This is a genomic window from Paenibacillus popilliae ATCC 14706 (assembly GCF_000315235.1).
In the GTDB taxonomy this organism is placed as follows: domain Bacteria; phylum Bacillota; class Bacilli; order Paenibacillales; family Paenibacillaceae; genus Paenibacillus_B; species Paenibacillus_B popilliae.
Map to the genome: position 1 here is coordinate 1 of NZ_BALG01000043.1, position 367 is coordinate 367.

General features: G+C 54.8%; 1 protein-coding gene. It reads right to left on the reverse strand.

Going from position 1 to position 367, the window contains the following annotated elements; genetic code table 11:
• On the reverse strand, window positions 1–367 hold a 367-nt coding region (locus tag PPOP_RS05175; RefSeq protein WP_042227502.1), incomplete at both ends, for an IS30 family transposase.

Sequence of the window (367 nt, forward strand, 5' to 3'; positions counted from 1 at the left end):
AGGCAATCTCCATCGATAACGCCGTACGATCTGGCATTAGAATGGCCGTGTACAGGCGGGTTTTGCGTTCCACAAACGTAGCCACACAGCCCTTGCTTTTCCCACGGCCAGAAACGACCGTATCGAGTTCCCAATGACCGAATGTTTTCCGGGATCGAACCTCTTTAGGACGCTGGGAGATCGCCTTTCCTACGGTAAACTTACCACGCGTCTCCACAGGCTTTTGACGCTTGCCTTTATGCCGAAGGACGGCCAGCACGCCTTTCGCCAAACGGCCAGCATACAGCCAGCGATAGATCGTTTTAAAGCACACGATCGCTTGTCCCTCCTGACGCAGCCGCTCCATGATCTGCTCAGGAGACCAGGT